Annotated in this window: 3 protein-coding genes; 2 read left to right on the forward strand and 1 reads right to left on the reverse strand. The window is 47.5% G+C overall.

The genetic code is table 11. The annotated features are described in order from the left end of the window. Window positions 1–1,995: ATP-binding protein (locus WB217_RS07605; protein WP_423992148.1), on the forward strand; the 1,995-nt coding region annotated here is incomplete at its 5' end. 27 nt (window positions 1,996–2,022) lie between these two features. Continuing rightward, window positions 2,023–2,853, forward strand: a complete 831-nt coding sequence (locus WB217_RS07610) for a CheR family methyltransferase (RefSeq protein WP_423992150.1) — start codon at window positions 2,023–2,025, stop codon at window positions 2,851–2,853. Between the two features lie 51 nt (window positions 2,854–2,904). On the opposite strand, the gene WB217_RS07615 is transcribed toward WB217_RS07610, so the two are convergent. Continuing rightward, the coding region (locus WB217_RS07615; protein WP_423992152.1) for a PP2C family protein-serine/threonine phosphatase at window positions 2,905–3,587 on the reverse strand (683 nt) is incomplete at its 5' end.

Raw genomic sequence — 3,587 nt, forward strand, 5'->3', positions numbered from 1 at the left:
CATATGAACGTTGCAACACTTGCAGAGAATTTTATCAAGAAACTGACCCCGCTCATGGGTGGTAATTTGGGAGCCTTTTACCTTAAGGATGGATCAGAAGGAAAGCCACTTTTTAAAAAGGTTGCGGTCTATGCGGATGATAACGGAGCAGCGGGAAGAGACAGCTTTGCCGAGGGTGAAGGTCTGGCAGGGCAGTGTGCCGTGGAAAAAAGGACCATCCTTCTCAATGAAGTTCCATCTGATTTCAGGGTGATCTCCACCGGGCTGGGAGAGGCTGCGCCGAAAAGCATCCTCATGGCACCAGTCATGATGAAGGATGAAGTCATTGCGGTTGTGGAAATAGGCAGCTTTACTGCTTTCCCTTCAGCCAGCCAAAAGCTGCTTGAGAATGTACTTGAAACTCTTGGTATCGGAATTACGAATATCATCGGCCGTATGGAAGTCGAACGTCTGCTGCTTGAATCCCAGGCTCAGACAGAAGAGCTTCAGGCACAGTCAGAAGAGCTGCAGTCTCAATCTGAAGAACTTCAGGCGCAATCAGAGGAATTGCAGATGCAGACAGAAGAGCTGCGGATGATGAATGAGCAGCTCGAGGAACGTACACATGATGCAGAGCTGAAATCAGAAGAGCTTCAGGCTGCTAAGGAAGATCTCGAACAGAAGGCGATGGAACTTCAACAAAGCTCTACCTACAAATCGGAGTTCCTCGCGAATATGTCCCATGAACTCCGGACGCCGCTGAACAGTATTTTGCTGCTGTCAGAAATGATGCTTGACGACCAGGAGCATGCGCTGTCGGAAGAGCAGAAGGAATTCTCGAGGGTCATCCATTCATCAGGACAGGATTTGCTGAACCTGATCAATGACATCCTCGACCTATCCAAGGTGGAGGCAGGGAAGCTCGAAGTCAATTTTGAGGAAGTATTCCTTACTGAATTCGCCGACCGATTGGAGCGACAGTTCTCCCAGGTAGCAAAGAATAAGAATATTGATTTTAACGTCAGCGTGTCTGACAATATCACGCCGATTATTTATACAGATGAACAGCGTCTGCAGCAGGTAGTGAAGAATCTTCTGTCCAACGCATTCAAATTCACGGACAAAGGCTCTGTATCTATTAAAATCGAGAAGGCGGATGAACGTGAAACAATGGGCTGTCCGCTTGCCGGCCATTCTGATACATGGGTGAAGTTTTCTGTGACAGATTCAGGCATCGGCATTCCAAGAGAAAAGCAGCAGATGATCTTCGAAGCCTTCCAGCAGGTGGATGGCGCGATTATGAGGAAGTATGGCGGCACCGGCTTAGGGCTGTCCATCTCCAGGGAGTTCTCCCAGCTGCTGGGCGGTTTGTGCAAGGTGGAAAGCCAGGAAGGAAAGGGAAGTACGTTTACTGTTATCATTCCAAACCTGCCGCAGGGGTATCCTTCAATGAATGAATTCGAGGTGCACAATCAGGTGGCTGCAGCTATGGAACAATCCGGAGTGGCAGCTGGATTTGAATCGGTTTTACCGGAAGTGCCAGCTGGGCATGAACCGATTTTACCGGAAGTGCCAATGGGGGTAGAGCAAGGATTGAATGCAGAAGAAGCTGCGGGTCCTGCACCTTCTGGCAAAACGACCGTTCTGACTGGTAAAACGGTCATCGTCACAGACGACGATCACCGCAACATTTTTACCCTGAAAAATGCACTTCAAAAGGAAGGCATGAACGTCATCACCGCAGAAAATGGAGTCCAATGCCTTGAAAAGATGAAGGAACTGGATCAAGTTGACATCGTTTTGATGGACATTATGATGCCAATCATGGATGGGTATGAAACAATCAGGGAAATCCGGACGATGGAAGAAAATAGCAAGACGCCGATCATCGCGCTGACGGCGAAAGCGATGAAGGGTGACCGAGATAAATGCCTCGATGCTGGCGCCAATGATTATATCAGCAAGCCAATGAAGCTCGACCAGCTGCTTTCGGCGATGCGGGTTTGGCTGTCATAGGGCGTGCTGGAGCAGGATGGAAGAGGGATGAAGTTGAATAAGGAAGACTTAGAGCTTGAATTGCTTTTGCTGGCCATCTACCGCCTGTCAGGCTATGACTTCCGGAATTATATGCGCTCTTCGATCTTGAGAAGAGCTCAATCCCGGATGAACGCAGAAAAACTGACGAGCATCACCAGCCTTACGGAGAAAATTATCCATAATGAAAGGGTCCTGGACAATATCCTGAAGGATTTTTCCATCAATGTAACAGAGATGTTCAGGGACCCAGACTTTTTTAAAGCGCTGCGTGAAGAAGTGATCCCGGTGTTAAAGGACCTTCCGGAAATCCGTATCTGGCATGCGGGCTGCTCGACTGGCGAGGAAGCTTACTCGATGGCAATTTTAATCGAGGAAGAGGGACTAGCTGACCGGACGAAGATTTATGCGACAGATATGAATGAAACCGTCCTGAAAAAAGCGCAGACGGGCACGATGCCGCTCAACAAAATGCAGTCGTATACGAAAAACTATATGCTTGCAGGCGGGAAGAAGTCATTTTCGGAGTATTATAGTGCAGATAGTCAAGCCGCCCATTTGAATGATTCGCTGAAAAAAAACATGGTGTTTGCCCAGCATAATTTAGTGACCGATGGTTCTCTCAATGAGTTCCATCTCATCATTTGCCGCAATGTCCTAATTTACTTTAATCAGCAGCTGCAGCAGCAGGTCTTTCGCCTGTTCGATGCAAGTCTTAGCAATGGCGGTTTCCTTGGCCTCGGCACAAAGGAATCTGCCCGCACGGATCAGGGCTTTCTGGAAGCATTCAATACAAAGGAAAAGATTTACCGAAAAAAAAGCAGAAATCCTGTTGTATAGGATTTCTGCTTTTTTTATTTCAAGATGTTTAAGTCGTTTGAATCAACACGATTAAGTCGCCTGAATCAGCACGATGCACATATCGTCTGTTCCCGCTTCTTTTTGCTCAGGTGTCAGGATTAAGTCGAGCGGTTCGGCATCTTTTGCACCGTCGATTAATTTATGGGAGATGCCTTTTAAAAATTCTGTCCCAGCCTGTTCGTATTTATCGATCGCCTCATGGACACCATCCGTACAGATGAGAAGCTGGAGCGATTGCGAATAAGTGACCGTCTTCTTATTTGTTTGGATGTCCGGGAAAAAGCCGACCGCGCATGTATTACTCTTCAGTTCTTCGACATGGCCGCCATCGATCAAGGCATGTCCGGTAGGATGCCCGGCGTTTATGTACTCGATTTTTCGCTGGGAGGTATCCAGCATGATATAAATCGCAGTGAAATAATAAGGTATTTTTTGATTGTGTTGATTCAGGGAGTTCATCCATCTGTTCAATTCACCAATCACATACTCGGGATCCGGATTCGACCGGATTGCGTCACGCAGGACGGAGGAGATGAACATGCAAACAAGTGAAGAAGATATCCCGTGTCCCATCATGTCCAGCTGAATCGCCGCATAACGGTCTTCATCGATTTTATGCCAATAATAGAGATCCCCTGCAAGTTTGAATGCCGGAAGATAAGACGCCTTAATCAGCAGATTGTCCTTGTATACCGGTTCACTTAGCAGGCTTG

This window comes from Mesobacillus sp. (assembly GCF_049588175.1).
Classification (GTDB): Bacteria; Bacillota; Bacilli; order Bacillales; family Cytobacillaceae; genus Mesobacillus.